Raw genomic sequence first — 13,029 nt, forward strand, 5'->3', positions numbered from 1 at the left:
TCACCGCGGGCGGCTCCGGCATCGGCGAGGCCGCCGGCCACCGCCTGGTCCTGGAGGGGTGTCCGTCGCTGGACGGCACCCCGCGGCACGACCAGTGCCACGCGCCCCGAACCTGCGTCGGTCCGGGCCGACATGGAGCTACAACGTGCGCTCCAGGCGGTCCGCCACCAGCCTGACGAAGCGCGCGGGCTCCTTGGGCTGGCCGCCCTCGGCGAGGACTGCCAGACCGTGCAGCAGCTCGGTGGACTCGGCGAGGACGGTGCGGTCCTCGCGTTCCTTGTACGCCTGGTTCAGGGACTTCACCAGCGGGTGGTCGGGGTTGAGTTCGAGGATCCGCTTGGTGCGCGGCACTTCCTGGCCCATCGACCGGTACATGTTCTCCAGGGCCGGGGTCAGATCCTGCGCGTCCGAGACGATGCAGGCCGCCGACACGGTGAGACGCGACGACAGACGCACCTCCTTGATGTCGTCGTCCAGCTGCTCCTGCATCCAGCCGAGCAGACCGGCGTACTCCTCGCTCTGCTTCTCCCGCTCGTCGTCGCCCTTCTCGTCCCCCCGCGTGCCGAGGTCGATCTCACCCTTGGTGACGGACCGCAGCGCCTTGCCCCCGTACTCGCCCACGGCGTCGGCCCACACCTCGTCGACGGGGTCCGTGAGCAGCAGCACCTCGATGCCGCGGTCCCGGAACGCCTCCATGTGTGGGGAGTTCTCGATGCTCTGCCGGGACTCGCCGGTGATGTAGTAGATGTCCTCCTGCCCGTCCTTCATCCGCTCCACGTAGCTCTTCAGCGTGGTCGCCTCCTCCCCGTGCGTCGTCGCGAACGAGGACACGGCGAGGATGGTGTCGCGGTTCTCGGCGTCGGTGACCAGTCCCTCCTTCAGGACGGCGCCGAACTCCCGCCAGAACGTGGCGTACCGGTCCGGGGCACCGGTCATCATGTCCTTGACCGTGGACAGGACCTTCTTCGTCAGACGACGCTGCATCATCCGGATGTGCCGGTCCTGCTGCAGGATCTCGCGGGACACGTTGAGCGAGAGGTCCGCGGCGTCGACGACGCCCTTGACGAAGCGGAGGTACGGCGGCAGCAGTGCCTCGCAGTCGTCCATGATGAAGACGCGCTTCACATACAGCTGCACCCCTCGCTTGAAGCCCTGGGTGAACAGGTCGTGCGGGGCGTGCGAGGGGAGGAACAGCAGCGCCTGGTACTCGAAGGTGCCCTCCGCCTGCAGCCGGATGGTCTCCAGCGGATCCCGCCAGTCGTGGCCGATGTGCTTGTACAGCTCGTGGTACTCGTCGTCGGACACCTCGTCACGCGAGCGCGCCCACAGGGCCTTCATCGAGTTCAGCGTCTCGGGTGCGCGTGCGGTCTCGTCGCCCTCGGCCGCGGCTGCCCGGGGGACCAGCCGGATCGGCCAGGTGATGAAGTCGGAGTAGCGCTTGACGATCTCCCTGATCTTCCACTCGGAGGTGTAGTCGTGGAGCTGGTTGTCGGGGTCCGCGGGCTTGAGGTGCAGGGTGACCGCGGTGCCCTGCGGCGCGTCGTCGACCCTCTCCACCGTGTACGTGCCCTCGCCGCGCGACGACCAGCGGGTGCCCTGGCTCTCGCCGGCGCGGCGGGTCACCAGGGTCATCTCGTCCGCCACCATGAAACCGGAGTAGAAGCCCACCCCGAACTGGCCGATGAGCCCCTCGGCCCCGGCCCCGTCCTGAGCCTCCCTGAGCTCCTTCAGGAACGTGGCCGTGCCCGAGTTGGCGATGGTACCGATGAGCTGCCCGACCTCGTCGTACGACATGCCGACGCCGTTGTCCCGCACGCTGAGGGTGCGGGCGTCCTCGTCGACCTGGATCTCGATGTGCAGGTCGGAGACATCGGCGTCGAGCGTGTCGTCCCGCAGAGCGGCGAGGCGCAGCTTGTCCAGCGCGTCGGAGGCGTTGGAGACGAGTTCTCGCAGGAAGACATCCTTGTTCGAGTAGACCGAGTGGATCATCAGCTGCAGCAGCTGACGGGCCTCAACCTGGAACTCAAACGTTTCGGTCGGCATGGTTCGCGGTTACCTCACTGGTCCCTAAGTCGCCGGAACTGATGGTAGTCACTGTAAAACACCATGTCGCGACGGAACCGCCGTCTTTCGGCAACCCGCGCGACGACGGGGCGCGGGCCGCGATCGGGACCGAGGGGGCTCCCGGCACGCGGGAAGGCGGTGCTGGAGGCCCGCAGAGATGGAGGGTTCGCTCACCGTACGCGGGGCTCCGCCCTGCCGGAGTCGGCCCCGCGCGAGCTGCGCAGGGTGCCGACCGTCTTCAGCAGCCGGTCGGCCGGTTTCCTCAGCCCGGGATGCGCCAGGACCGTGTTGCGCAGCCCCCGGACCGGCCTGCGCCACAGCCCGTAGGCCGCCGCCACCGGGTGCGGCCGGGTCGCGAACCCCTCGCCCACGCGCAGTTCCCGGGTCTTGAGCCAGTCCTTGTACTCCTTGTCGCCCCGCCCCAGATCCACCAGCGTCACGCCGTGCCGGGCCGCCGCCTCGGCCAGGCGGAGATGCATCATCAACCCGGGCGAGTAGTAGCGGAGCTCGGGGTCGTAGGCGGTGAACCAGGCCGCGAGCACCGTGCTCGACCTCGGCCCGAAGTGGGCGGCCATCGGCCGGTCGCCGGCGTACAGCACGGACAGCACGCCGGTGAAGTGCTCCTCGCGGACGCGGGAGAGGTGGCCCACCAGGTCGACGATCCACGGCCGCGAGAACCGGTCCATCCGCCCGGTCCGGCGGTACTGGGCGGACTTCCACTGCATGAGCGTGCGCAGCGCCTGCGGATCGCGCTCGTCGAAGACGAACCGCACCTCGCCGACGTCGCGCCCCACACGGCGTTCCTTCTTCAGCACCGTCTTGGCCAGCCCCGGATAGGTGTCGCGCAGCCAGTGCGGGTAGTCGCCGTCACCGGGCTTGACATCGATCACAGGTGAGGCGAACGTCCCCGTGACGTGTCTGCCGAAGGGTTTCTGCTCCTGGACGAGATGGTCGAACTCGAAGATGGACAGCCGGCAGGCCCGCAGCAGGTCCCGCGTGTCCCAGGAGATCCCCGGGCGGTGCACCAGGGCCTGGCAGTCGGACAGGCCGAGACCGATGGCCCGGCCCACACCGAGGGCGTCGCGCTCGTGCGGGAAGAAACCGACGGCCTCCCCGTTCTCACGCAGCACCGCCACCCGTGCCCCGCCGCGGTACCGGCCGATCCCGGTCGCGAACTCCGGTGCCAGGAAGGGATTGGCGTATTCGGGCGACGCGTCCATGGCCCGGTGCCAGGCGGCGCGGAGCGAGTCGCTCAACTCGTGCGGCCGGTGAATGGTGATGTCCACCTCACATCGACCGCCCTTCCGCAGGCTCCGCGAGGAACGCGCCGGTGACGGCGCAGCCCGGCAGGACGTGGTGACGACTGCGCGTCGATCTGATCGTGGATGGCATGGACGACCGCTCCCCCCTGTGACGCTGTGCGCGTCCCGTCACTGCTTCGGACCCCTGCAGGCCCACGCCGCGTACCCGCTCGTTCCACGCTCGGGGACCGGGACGGGACACGTTCGGCAAGGATCAAACGTCGCGAAACAGTGCGCATCCTGTCAAGGGTGCCTACCGCCACGAAAGTTCGCGAGGGCGGAGCTTCGGCCGGATCAGGTCCGCCCGGCCCCCCGGACTTCCCCGTCCGCCGGCGCCCCGGCTCGCTCACCGGCCGGCACCGCCTTGCGCGCCGCCCTTGCCCTGGAGCCCACGTCATCCGGCACACTCGCCGCATGGATACTGCCGAGTTCGTGCGAGCCCTGGACCGGGAGGGCCGGTTGCTGGCCGCGGCGGCCGAGCGGGCCGGTACCGAGTCGGGGGTACCGACCTGCCCGGGCTGGCAGGTGCGGGATCTGCTGCGGCACACCGGCATGGTGCACCGCTGGGCGGCGGCCTTCGTCGCCGAGGGGCACACCTCCTACCACCCCGACGGCGGGCTGCCGGACCTCGACGGCTCGGAGCTGACGGCCTGGTTCCGGGACGGGCACCGGTATCTCGTCGACACCCTCTCCACCGCCGCGCCCGACGTCCGGTGCTGGCAGTTCCTGCCCGCCCCCTCGCCGCTGGCCTTCTGGGCCCGGCGACAGGCCCACGAGACGACCGTGCACCGGATCGACGCCGAGTCCGCGCGCGGCGGTGCGCCCACCACGATCGACCGGGAGTTCGCGGTGGACGGCATCGACGAGCTGCTGCGCGGCTTCCACGCCCGGCCCAAGAGCAGGATTCGCAGCGAGGAAGCGCGGGTGCTGCGGGTACGGGCGACCGACGCCGACGACGCGGTGTGGACGGTTCGGCTGTCGGGTGGGCCTCCCGTGACCGAGCGAGGCGAGAGCGGGGAGGCGGACTGCGAAGTCACGGGACAGGCAGCGACGTTGTATCTGTCGCTGTGGAACCGGCTGCCGTTCCCGGACGTGGCCGGTGACGCCTCCCTCGCCGCGCTCTGGCGCGAGAGGTCCGCCGTCACCTGGGGCTGAGCATCCTGGTCAGCACCGCGCGCCGCACCGGCCGCACCTCGCCGTGCAGGGCGCGGCCCCTGGTCCGTGAGCGTCGCCTGCACTTCACGCCGGTCCTCGGTGCACAGGGCACGCTCGACCAGGCCGCCCTGCTCCAGGCGGGCGACCAACCGTGACAGCGCGCTCCGGCTGAGGTGGAGCCACTCGAAGATCCCCTGGCCGCGGACACAGCGGTCCCCGGCGGTCGCGAGGTCCCTCCAGGAGGAGGTGAAGCGGAACCGGTTGCGGTCCGAGACCAGGGGACGCCTCCTCAACCTGCGCCCGGTGGGGGTTCCTTGCCTCGCCGGGCACAGGCCTGTTTGACTCGTCCCGTGGAGAAACGCGGGGGAAGTTCGTCCGGCAGCGGGCAGCGGACACAGGCCGACCGGGACGCCATCACGATCGAGATCGGATACGCCCTGTGCAGTGCGGCGTTCGCGGCGGTCCTGGTGTTCGGAGCGGTGGCGGGGCCGGCCTTCGCCTTCGGGTTGTCGGGCGGCACACGGCACACGCTCGTCACCTCGGGGACCGCGGTGGCGTCCGCGCTGTTCGTCGTACGCGTCGTCAGCGTCCTGGTCCGCTTCAGGCGGGGCGTCCGCGATCAGCCCGGTCAGCCGGGGCGCACCAGCCCCGACTCGTAGCCGGGGACGACCAGTTGGGCCCCGTTCCCGCGCACCCGGCGTGGCCATGGTGCGGCTGACGTGGGTCTTCGCGGCGAGCGGGCCGGCGACGAGCCGGCGGGCGATCTCCGCGTCGGACAGGCCGATGCCGACCAGCGCCATCAGCTCCCGTTCCCGTTCGGGGGTCCGGCGAGCGAGAGGTGGCTCGGGCTCCTTGGAGCGGGCCGCGAACTCGGAGGACAGTCGCCGGGTCGCACTCGGTGGGAGCAGGGCGTCGCCCGCGACCACCACCCGTACCGCGCGCAGGAGTTGCTCCCGTTCTGTGCCCTTGACGAGGAAGCCGGAGGCACCGGAGCGGATCGCCTCGAAGAGGTATCCGTCGAGTTCGAAGGCGTTGAACAGCAGGCGGGAGCGCCAAGGGGGGGGCGGAGCGGCGGGGGCTCGCGGCTCCACCACGGCGGTTCGTACCAACGCCACAGGGCGTCTGCGCGCCGCTTCTCCATGCCGTTCACGCTGGACGCCCCTGACCGGGGACGGCGTCGACCGGACGAGGTGGCCACGTGTACTCCCCCGGGAGTACGCCTACGGGAACACCAGGCCCACGCCGTGCGCGAGCTGGGCGGCCGCGTGTCGGAAGAACGTCGCACGGTCCTCCACCACGTTGTTGAACTGCCCGAACACCTCGAACCCCACCAGTCCGTACAACTGCGCCCAGGCTGCGACCAGAGCGGTTACCACCTCGGGCGGGAGGTCGGGGGCCAGCTCGTCGGCCATGCGCCGGGCTTCCGGCTCCAGTTCGGGGGGCATCCGGGTGCGGGCCACACCGCGTTGCCGGCGGGCGTCGCGCACGATGCCGATCATCAGGACCCCGACGCGGGAGGCGGCCGGGACGGTGGCCCGGGGTGCGGAGTACCCGGGCACGGGCGAGCCGTAGATGAGGGCGTACTCATGCGGATGCGACAGCGCCCAGGCGCGCACGGCCTCGCACACGGCGACCCAGCGCTGCGCGGGGGCGGCGTCACCGGCGTCGGCCGCGGCAGCCTCGGCGGCCTCACCGAGGGAGTCGTAGGCGTCGATGATGAGCGCGGTGAGCAGGTCGTCGCGGCTGGGGAAGTAGCGGTAGAGCGCGGAGGAGACCATACCCAGTTCCCGGGCGACGGCACGGAGGGAGAGCGCGGCGGCGCCTCCAGCGGCGAGCTGTCTGCGCGCCTCGTCCTTGATGGCGGCGGTGACCTCCATACGGGCGCGGGCGCGGGCTCCTCGGGGTGTGCTCATGCTCCGCAGTGTCCCATGTTCCCGGAGCAGTGCACACAATTGAGAGCGGTGCACGAAAAAGAGAGCAGTGCTCTTGCCCTGGATCATCGGTCTCCCCCATACTGTTCCCCAGCCGAGAGCGGTGCTCTCCCAAGAGAGCGCCGCTCACTCGAACCAGTGGGGGGCACCATGTCATCGTCTTCGTCCTCATCGCCGTCGCCGTACTACCTCAAGGGCAGTCCGACGGCCGTCCGTCTCAACAACGTCGTCGGCTGGCTGGCCCGCCACGGCCTCAGCCTGGCGGGCTCGGCGGAACTGTCCGTCCGCGGACGCAAGAGCGGAAAGATGCAGCGCATCCCGGTCAACCCCCACACCCACGAGGGCGCGCAGTACCTCGTCTCGGCTCGCGGGCACTCCCAGTGGGTGCGCAACATGCGTACCGCCGGCGTTGGGGAGCTGCGCGTCGGGCGGAAGGTCCGGGAGTTCACCGCGGTGGAGCTTCCCGACGAGGAGAAGCTGCCGGTCCTGCGGACCTATCTGGAGAAGTGGGGCTGGCAGGTCAACGGGTTCTTCAACGGGGTCACGGCCACGTCCTCCGACGAGGAGCTGATCGCCTGCGCCCCCGACCACCCGGTCTTCCGCATCACCGTCAAGAGCTGACCTCGCCGCCCGCCGGTCCCCGGTCCAGCGCGGTCAGGACGCGCTGGGCGATCGGGCGGGTGCGCACGATCTCGCCCAGGGACGTGGCCCCCTGCGTGATGTCCTTGAAGGCGTTCCAGGCGGGCCGGAAACCGGTCAGGGCCGCGTGGAAGAGACCGGGGCGGCGTTCGAAGGCGCTCAGCATCCGCTTGCCGACGCTCATCTCGACGCCGAGCCCCGCCTTGACGGCGAAGGCGTAGTTCAGGGCCTGGCGGCGCGTGTCGACCGCGTCGTGCGCCTCCGCGATCCGTACCGCCCACTCCCCCGCGAGCCGCCCCGACCGCAGCGCGAACGAGATCCCCTCCCGGGTCCACGGCTCCAGCAGCCCGGCCGCGTCCCCGCACACCAGCACCCGCCCGCGCGACAGCGGCGAGTCGTCGGCGCGGCAGCGGGTCAGGTGCCCGGAGGAGATGCTCGGCCGGAAGCCGGCGAGTCCGAGCCGGGCGACGAAGTCCTCCAAGTACCGCTTGGTCGCGGCGCCTTCACCACGCGCCGAGATCACGCCCACGGTCAGCGTGTCGCCCTTCGGGAAGACCCAGCCGTAACTCCCCGGCATCGGCCCCCAGTCGATGAGGACCCGCCCCTTCCAGTCCTCCGCGACGGTCGGCGGCACCGGGATCTCCGCCTCCAGACCGAGGTCCACCTGGTCGAGCTTCACCCCGACGTGGGCTCCTATCCGGCTGGCACTGCCGTCCGCGCCCACCACGGCCCGGGCCAGGAGCGTCTCGCCGCCCTGCAGGACGACGGCGACCGTGCGCCGGTCCGGCACCGCGGTGCCGTGCTGCTCGACCCGCGACACCGTGGCCCCGGTGCGCAGCTCGGCGCCCGCCTTCTGCGCGTGCTCGACGAGCTGCTGGTCGAACTCCGGCCGGTTGATCAGCCCGAACAGCATCTGCTTGGAGCGGCGGGTGCGGGTGAAGCGGCCGTTGTGCGAGAAGGTGACCGCGTGCACCCGGTCGCGCAGCGGCAGTTCGAAGCCGGGCGGCAGGGCGTCGCGCGAGGGGCCGACGATACCGCCGCCGCACGTCTTGTAGCGGGGCAGCTCCGCCTTCTCCAGCAGCAGCACGCTGCGTCCCGCGACCGCCGCCGCGTAGGCGGCCGAGGCCCCCGCGGGTCCCGCACCCACCACGACGACGTCCCACACCCGCTGCACGCCGTCCGCCGAAGAGTTCTCGCCGCTCACGATGGTCCAATGCTCCCGATCAAGCCGCCTGCCGCATCTGTCCCCCGCATCCTACGGCCGCGTCCTCGCAGGTCGCTGTGGGAGGATCGGAAGCGTATGTACCCTGCACCAGGTCGCGCATACGCCGCAGGACCACCCGTACACCGCCTACACGTACCACCAGAGGTACTCATCGGTGCCTGAGCACCTACGAGGAGCGTGCCCCATGTCGTCGAATCCGGTCGCCGAGACCGTCGCCTCGCTGATGCCCAGGGCGAAGGAGGAGCTCACCGAACTGGTGGCCTTCAAGTCGGTGGCGGACTTCGACCAGTTCCCGAGGAGCGAGAGCGAGGGCGCCGCGCGGTGGATCGCCGACGCACTCACCGCCGAGGGCTTCCAGGACGTGGCGCTGCTCGACACGCCGGACGGCACACAGTCCGTGTACGGCTGCCTGCCGGGCCCCGAGGGCGCGAGGACCGTGCTGCTCTACGCCCACTACGACGTGCAGCCGCCGCTGGACCACGCCGGCTGGACCACGCCGCCCTTCGAGCTGGCCGAGCGTGACGGCCGCTGGTACGGGCGTGGCACCGCCGACTGCAAGGGCGGCGTCGTCATGCACCTGCTGGCGTTGCGCGCGCTCAAGGCGAACGGGGGCGTGCCCGTGCACGTCAAGGTCGTCGTCGAGGGTTCGGAGGAGCAGGGCACGGGCGGCCTGGAGCGGTACGCCGAGCAGCACCCGGATCTTCTCGCGGCCGACGCGATCGTCATCGGCGACGCGGGCAACTTCCGTTCCGGACTGCCCACTGTGACGACCACCCTGCGCGGTATGACCCTGGTCCGCGTCCAGATCGACACGCTGGAAGGCAACCTGCACTCCGGTCAGTTCGGCGGCGCGGCTCCGGACGCGCTGGCCGCGCTGATCCGCGTGCTGGACTCGCTGCGCGCGCAGGACGGTTCCACGACCGTGGAGGGACTTCGGGGCGACTCCCCGTGGGAGGGGCTGACGTACGACGAGGAGCAGTTCCGCAAGGATGCCAAGGTGCTCGACGGGGTGCAGCTGATCGGTTCCGGTCCGGTCGCGGACCGGATCTGGGCGCGCCCCGCCGTGACCGTCCTCGGCATCGACTGCCCTCCGGTCGTGGGCGCGACCCCGTCGGTGCAGGCGAGCGCGCGGGCGCTGATCAGCCTCCGGGTGCCGCCGGGCATGGACGCGGCCGAGGCGACGAAGCTGCTCCAGGCGCACCTGGAGACGCACACGCCGTGGGGCGCCCGGGTGCGGACGGAGCAGATCGGGCAGGGGCAGCCGTTCCGCGCGGACACCTCCGGTCCCGCGTACGCGGCGATGGCGCGGGCGATGGCGGTCGCCTACCCGGGCCAGGAGATGAGCTACGCGGGCCAGGGCGGCTCCATCCCGCTGTGCGACACCCTCGCGTCGCTCTACCCCGGGGCGGAGATCCTGCTGATAGGTCTGAGCGAGCCGGAGGCCCGGATCCACGCGGTCGACGAGAGCGTGTCCCCCGAGGAGCTGGAGCGCCTGTCGGTCGCGGAGGCCCACTTCCTCCGGAACTACGCGGCCGGCTGATCCGGCTCCGCCGACGGCAGAGGGTCCCCGCACCACGCACGGGCGCCCGCCCACGATTGTGGCGGGGCAGGGGAGTTGGCGGCTCCCAACGGCGTCGGCGCGCTCGCTCACGGCTTGGGCGCGCCGGTCATCAGGGCAGGTCCCGGGTCCGCCGCCGGTCTTCGAGGAGGGGGAGCCGCCTGTCCGTGGGGCAGCCGCCCGGCAGTTTCCAGTGGGCGATCGCGTGCGCCCGGCCCGCCTCGTCGAAGTGTCCGACGGCGACGGCCTCGACTTCGGCGGTGGCGCCGGGTCGTCCACGGCCCCGGGCACGCACAGCGGCCTCGGGCTCCGTCTCCCGGAGCGCGGCGTGCTGTTGACGGGCGACGCGGTCGCGTACCCCTCCCGCCCACGGCGTCCTGCTCGGTCTCTCCACGCCGACCGGACACCGGCCGTCCGGCCCCTCCACCCGCCGCGGCCCGCTCCGGCTGCTCGGTCTCTCCACGCCGACCGGACACCGGCGGTCCGGCCCTTCCACCCGCCCGCGGCCCACGGGGCGGACGCGGCCCGCTCCGGACACGGGCGATCCGGTGATCGGGCGGGCCGGGGCGGTACTTCGGGAATCGGCGGGCAGGTACGAGGCCGCACCCCCCTCCTCGGCCGTGGGAGCCCGAGTGTGATGCCGCAGGTCTCGCCGCTCACACAGACCGCCGGTCACCGTGGAGACAGGCGCACCGCCAACCCCCTGGGCCGCGAGGACGGTTCAGCCCACCGGAACCCCTGCCTCGAGGTACAGTGCCCGGCCGCGTTCACGGGCTCGCAGGGCCCAGCGGAGCCGTTCGTAGCGCACGGGCGGAAGCAGATCGGCCGCTTCCTCTTCCGTGACGAAGCGCCAGCCGCGCAGCTCCGGGCCGGGCAGCAGGAGCCGGCCGGCTTCGGCGCCGTCCAGACGGCCGCCGTCGAAGAGGAGGCGCAGCCCCCCGTAGCCGGGCGGCGCGGGGGGCTCCCAGTCGAGGACGAGCAGCCGGGGGACCTCCTCCATCCTGATCCCGGTCTCCTCCTCGACCTCGCGCATGCCGGCGCGGGCCGGCGCCTCGCCGGGTTCGACGACTCCGCCGGGAAACTCCCAGCCGGCCTTGTAGGTGGGGTCGACGAGCAGCACGCGGTCCTGCTCGTCGAAGAGGAGCACCCCGGAGGCGACGGTCTCGGAGGTCGGCTCGGGTGTCTGCACGATGTCGCAGGCGGGGACCTGGCCGGTCCGAACCGCCTCGGCGATGCGCAGGGCGGCCTCGTACGGGGTGAGGGCGCTGGTGTCGACGAGGTGGGCGTCGGCAGTGAGCCAGGCGGCGAGGGCGGTGCGATAGGGCTCGATGTGGTCGTACGACCACTGGCGGATGCGCATCTCGCCGTCGGGGAGGTCGAGCGGGACCTCCCGGCCGGCTATTCGCTCGCGCAGGATCGTTTCGGCCGGAGCGAGCAGGACATGGCGTACGGGGATGCGCCGGGCGGCGAGGCCGCCGAAGATCTCGTCGCGGTACTCCTGGCGCAGCAGAGTCATCGGTACCACCAGGACGCCGTCGAGTTCGGCGAGCATCGCGGCCGCGGTGTCGATCACGAGGCGTCGCCAGATCGGCAGGTCCTGGAAGTCGCCGACCTCCGCGAGGTGTTTCGGCGGCAGCAGATGGGTGACCACTGCGCCGATGACCTCGGGGTCGAAGAGCGTGCTGTTCGGGATCAGTTCGATCAGTTCCCGTGCGGTGGTCGTCTTCCCCGCACCGAACGCGCCGTTGATCCAGACGACGGTCACGGTTCCCCCTCTTCTGTTGGCCCCCTGGGGCTTGCCCGCTCCACACTGCCACGGAAACCCGCCGCTGATGAGGGCGCCTCGGCGTGGCCGAGGTCACCACGACAGTGCGGCCGCCGGGCTCCGCGTGCCGCGGCGCCGGGCCCCTGCTGCGCAAGGGCACCGGCGCCGCGACGTCGGCTCCCCCTCAGCCGTCCTGCCCCAGGGCCTCGTCGTCCACGGCCAGGCTGTCCTGGCCGATGGTGTGGTCGACGGCGCCGAGGGTGTCCCTGACGCTCGGATCGCCGAGCCTGTCGTGGTCGGCGGCGTGGGAGGGGCTGATGGCGGCCACGACGAACCCGGTGGCGAGGGAGGCGATGGCGAGCATGCTGCGCTTCTTCATGCCCCGTTCAACTGCCGAGTCGCGTCGGGGTCACGCAAGGACCGTTCCCGGTCGCTGAGCAGGAGTGAGTCTCGGACCCATGCCTGGTCACCGCGGGCATCCCGAACGGTGTGGGGTCGGGGCGGTCGTGCAGCTGCCGCCACCGCCATCGAGGAGTGCCGGGACCTGTCCCCGATGAGCGACATCCGGCCGGCACCGCCTGCCGTCTACCGCCGGCCTGACGGCCCGGCCTCACTTCAGGTGCCGGTCGTAGAACCGACCCCCGTCCTCCATCTCGAACCACGGGGTGCCGGTGTGCCCGCCCGTGTTGGCGTGCAGCGTCTTCTCCTTGCTGCCGAAGGCGTCGAACAGGTCCAGGGCCCTCTGTCGGGGATTCCCTTCGTCGTCCCACTGCATCAGGAACAGCAGCGGAAGGGTGACCTTCCGGGCCTCCTCGCGCTGGGCGCGGGGCACGTAACCCCCGGCGAAGAAACCGGCCGCCGCGATGCGCGGCTCGACCACCGCCAGCCGAATGCCCACGGCGGCCCACCCCGAGTACCCGACCGGACCGCCGATCTCGGGCAGCGCAAGGAGGGCGTCCAGGGTGGTCCGCCATTCCGGGACCGCCTTTTCGACCAATGGGCCGACGAAGGACTCGAAGATCTCGTCGACCGGCTCGCCGGCCTGCATCGCCCGGCGGAGGTCGGCGCGGGCCTGCTCATCGACGGCGGAACGGGGCCGGTCACCGCACCCGGGGGCGTCGATGGCGGCCACCGCGTAGCCGTACGCCGCGGAATGCCGGGCCCGGGCCACCAGCCGGGATTCCCCCTTGGGCAGGCCGTTGTTGTGGGCCATCAGGATCAGCGGAGCCGGTGCCGATCCAGGCGTCCACAGGGTGCCGGGGATCTCGCCGAGGGTGAATTCGCGTTCGAGGACGCCGTCGTCGAGGCGTCGTTCAGAGGTGAATCGCATGGTCGTGCCTTTCGGGAGTGCTCGTGAACGGCGCTCCCGGACGACCTACCGTCCGACCGTG

The 13,029-nt window shown here is 71.6% G+C and carries 12 protein-coding genes and 2 pseudogenes; 4 read left to right on the forward strand and 10 right to left on the reverse strand.

Annotated features, from left to right (window positions below):
• Positions 1 to 138: 138 nt before the first annotated feature.
• Both htpG and AC5WS8_RS02290 read right to left on the reverse strand, forming a co-directional pair.
• On the reverse strand, positions 139 to 2,043 hold the full coding sequence (gene htpG, locus AC5WS8_RS02285) for a molecular chaperone HtpG (RefSeq protein WP_496101534.1): 1,905 nt from the start codon (positions 2,041 to 2,043) through the stop codon (positions 139 to 141).
• 191 nt (positions 2,044 to 2,234) lie between these two features.
• Positions 2,235 to 3,350, reverse strand: a complete 1,116-nt coding sequence (locus tag AC5WS8_RS02290) for a GNAT family N-acetyltransferase (RefSeq protein WP_496101535.1) — start codon at positions 3,348 to 3,350, stop codon at positions 2,235 to 2,237.
• Between the two features lie 429 nt (positions 3,351 to 3,779).
• On the opposite strand from AC5WS8_RS02290, the gene AC5WS8_RS02295 reads away from it, so the two are divergent.
• Complete coding sequence (locus tag AC5WS8_RS02295) at positions 3,780 to 4,520, forward strand: maleylpyruvate isomerase family mycothiol-dependent enzyme (RefSeq protein WP_496101536.1); 741 nt, start codon at positions 3,780 to 3,782, stop codon at positions 4,518 to 4,520.
• Positions 4,521 to 4,648: 128 nt separating this feature from the next.
• On the opposite strand, the pseudogene AC5WS8_RS02300 reads toward AC5WS8_RS02295, so the two are convergent.
• Positions 4,649 to 4,813: pseudogene (locus AC5WS8_RS02300) on the reverse strand (hypothetical protein); the annotation flags it as partial.
• A gap of 57 nt (positions 4,814 to 4,870) precedes the next feature.
• On the opposite strand from AC5WS8_RS02300, the gene AC5WS8_RS02305 reads away from it, so the two are divergent.
• Positions 4,871 to 5,179: a DUF6332 family protein gene (locus AC5WS8_RS02305; protein WP_496101537.1), complete on the forward strand. Its 309-nt coding sequence runs from the start codon at positions 4,871 to 4,873 to the stop codon at positions 5,177 to 5,179.
• Here the strand turns inward: AC5WS8_RS02305 and AC5WS8_RS02310 are convergent.
• Both AC5WS8_RS02310 and AC5WS8_RS02315 read right to left on the reverse strand, forming a co-directional pair.
• Positions 5,149 to 5,551, reverse strand: a pseudogene (locus AC5WS8_RS02310) (transcriptional regulator); the annotation flags it as partial. The gene AC5WS8_RS02305 and the pseudogene AC5WS8_RS02310 overlap by 31 nt on opposite strands.
• Positions 5,552 to 5,740: 189 nt before the next feature.
• Positions 5,741 to 6,433, reverse strand: a complete 693-nt coding sequence (locus AC5WS8_RS02315; RefSeq protein WP_496101538.1) for a TetR/AcrR family transcriptional regulator — start codon at positions 6,431 to 6,433, stop codon at positions 5,741 to 5,743.
• Between the two features lie 168 nt (positions 6,434 to 6,601).
• On the opposite strand from AC5WS8_RS02315, the gene AC5WS8_RS02320 reads away from it, so the two are divergent.
• Positions 6,602 to 7,072 (forward strand): nitroreductase family deazaflavin-dependent oxidoreductase, encoded by a 471-nt coding sequence (locus AC5WS8_RS02320; protein WP_496101539.1) that lies wholly within the window; start codon positions 6,602 to 6,604, stop codon positions 7,070 to 7,072.
• Here the strand turns inward: AC5WS8_RS02320 and AC5WS8_RS02325 are convergent.
• The gene (locus AC5WS8_RS02325) at positions 7,062 to 8,294 is read right to left on the reverse strand and encodes a geranylgeranyl reductase family protein (protein ID WP_496101540.1); all 1,233 of its coding nucleotides are present in this window, start codon (positions 8,292 to 8,294) and stop codon (positions 7,062 to 7,064) included. The two genes, AC5WS8_RS02320 and AC5WS8_RS02325, sit on opposite strands and share 11 nt — an antisense overlap.
• A 205-nt stretch (positions 8,295 to 8,499) precedes the next feature.
• Here AC5WS8_RS02325 and AC5WS8_RS02330 point away from each other — a divergent pair, with 205 nt between their 5' ends.
• On the forward strand, positions 8,500 to 9,855 hold the full coding sequence (locus AC5WS8_RS02330; protein ID WP_496101541.1) for a dipeptidase: 1,356 nt from the start codon (positions 8,500 to 8,502) through the stop codon (positions 9,853 to 9,855).
• A gap of 130 nt (positions 9,856 to 9,985) precedes the next feature.
• Here AC5WS8_RS02330 and AC5WS8_RS02335 read toward each other — a convergent pair whose 3' ends face one another.
• The 4 genes from AC5WS8_RS02335 to AC5WS8_RS02350 all read right to left on the reverse strand — a co-directional run bounded on the left by AC5WS8_RS02335 (position 9,986) and on the right by AC5WS8_RS02350 (position 12,968).
• Positions 9,986 to 10,267: a hypothetical protein gene (locus tag AC5WS8_RS02335; protein WP_496101542.1), complete on the reverse strand. Its 282-nt coding sequence runs from the start codon at positions 10,265 to 10,267 to the stop codon at positions 9,986 to 9,988.
• Between the two features lie 327 nt (positions 10,268 to 10,594).
• Positions 10,595 to 11,638 carry an NUDIX hydrolase gene (locus tag AC5WS8_RS02340; RefSeq protein WP_496101543.1) on the reverse strand — a complete coding sequence of 348 codons (1,044 nt, stop codon included), beginning with the start codon at positions 11,636 to 11,638 and terminating at the stop codon, positions 10,595 to 10,597.
• A 184-nt stretch (positions 11,639 to 11,822) separates the two neighbouring features.
• Positions 11,823 to 12,017 (reverse strand): hypothetical protein, encoded by a 195-nt coding sequence (locus AC5WS8_RS02345; RefSeq protein WP_496101544.1) that lies wholly within the window; start codon positions 12,015 to 12,017, stop codon positions 11,823 to 11,825.
• 231 nt (positions 12,018 to 12,248) lie between these two features.
• Positions 12,249 to 12,968: a dienelactone hydrolase family protein gene (locus AC5WS8_RS02350; RefSeq protein ID WP_496101545.1), complete on the reverse strand. Its 720-nt coding sequence runs from the start codon at positions 12,966 to 12,968 to the stop codon at positions 12,249 to 12,251.
• Positions 12,969 to 13,029 lie beyond the last annotated feature (61 nt).

The organism is Streptomyces sp. PTL18, assembly GCF_059510295.1.